1 protein-coding gene is annotated in these 1,571 nt (G+C 71.9%); it reads right to left on the bottom strand.

The window, feature by feature from the left end; genetic code table 11:
* Nucleotides 1-123: 123 nt before the first annotated feature.
* A complete protein-coding gene (locus K2X24_RS03680) occupies nucleotides 124-1,485 on the bottom strand; it encodes an 8-oxoguanine deaminase (RefSeq protein WP_292494747.1) in 1,362 nt (453 codons plus the stop codon).
* Between the last annotated feature and the right edge of the window lie 86 nt (nucleotides 1,486-1,571).

The following is a 1,571-nucleotide window of genomic DNA, read 5'->3' as shown; positions in this document are numbered from 1 at the left end:
CGCGGTCTGGGGCGGCAGGCCGCCGCAGGGCGGGTTGTAGGGCGAGGCGGTCATCCGAGGGCTCCGTGTCGGGCAGGTGTGGCGAACTTCGCCGAAGCGCGTCAAGGCACCGGCGGCCGGGGCTCAGCGCGCCTCGTCGCGGACGAGGTCGGCCGCCAGCGCGTTGTGGCGGGCGACGAGGCTGCGCGTATCCAGCGTCGTGAGCCGTCCCTCGCGCACCACGACGCGGCCGTCGATGACGCTCCAGGCCACCCGCTGCGGCGCGCAGAACACCAGGGCGGCGACCGGATCGTGCAGGGCGCCTGCGGTCTCGAGACCCCGCATGTCGAAGGCGACCACGTCGGCCGCCATCCCGGGCGCCAGGACGCCGATATCGTCGCGGTTGAGTACCTGCGCGCCCCCGAGGGTCGCGATCTCCAGGGCCTCGCGCCCGCTCATCGCGGCGGGCCCGAACCCGACCCGGGCCAGCAGCATGGCCTGGCGCGCCTCACCCAGCATGTGCGAGCCGTCGTTCGAGGCCGAGCCGTCGACGCCGAGCCCGACGCTCACGCCCTCGCAGCGCATCCGTCCCACGGGGGCGATGCCGGATGCCAGTCGCATGTTCGAGCAGGGACAATGGGCGACCCCCGTGCGGGTGCGGCCGAACAGGCGGATGCCGGCCTCGTCGAGCTTGACGCAGTGCGCGTGCCAGACGTCGGGCCCGACCCAGCCGAGCTCGGCCGCGTACTCGGCCGGCGTCATCCCGAACTTCTCGCGACTGTAGGCGATGTCGTTCTCGTTCTCCGCGAGGTGCGTGTGCAGGCCGACGCCGTAGGCGCGGGCGAGCTCGGCCGATTCACGCATGAGGTCGCGGCTCACCGAGAAGGGCGAGCACGGCGCCACCACGACGCGCCGCATGGAAAAGCGGGCCGGATCGTGCCAGCGCTCGATCAGCCGGCGGGTATCCGCGAGGATCGCGGCCTCGTCCTCCACCACCGCGTCGGGGGGCAGGCCGCCCTTGCTCTGCCCGACGCTCATGGCGCCCCGGGCCGCGTGGAAGCGCATGCCGATGGCCTCCGCCGCCTCGATGGAATCGTCGAGCCGGCAGCCGTTCGGATAGATGTAGAGGTGGTCGCTGGAGGTGGTGCAGCCCGACAGGATCAGCTCGGCCATGGCCGTCTGGGTCGAGACGCGGATCATCTCGGGGGTGAGGCGCGCCCAGATCGGGTAGAGCGCCTTCAGCCAGCCGAACAGCTCGGCATCCTGCGCGGCCGGCACCGCCCGGGTCAGGGTCTGGTACATGTGGTGGTGGGTGTTGACGAGGCCGGGCAGCACCACGTGCCCCGTCATGTCGAGCACCGTGTCGGCCGTCTCGGGCAGGGCGTCGCCCGCGCCCACGGCGACGATGCGGTTCTCCTCGATGTAGACGCCGCCGCCGCGGATCTCGCGCCGCGAAGCGTCCATCGTCACGAGAACGTCGGCGTTTCTCAGGAGCAGGGAGGTCATCGCGTGGTGTCCTTCAGCCAGGCCGCGAGAACCTGCCGCTCGTCCGGCGTCATCTCGGTGACGTTGTTGGGCGGCATGTTGTGGGT

Source organism: Methylobacterium sp. (genome assembly GCF_019750675.1).
Taxonomy (GTDB): domain Bacteria; phylum Pseudomonadota; class Alphaproteobacteria; order Rhizobiales; family Beijerinckiaceae; genus Methylobacterium.
Note: the sequence above shows the minus strand (reverse complement) of the source record. Positions and strands in the feature narration are given on the sequence as shown.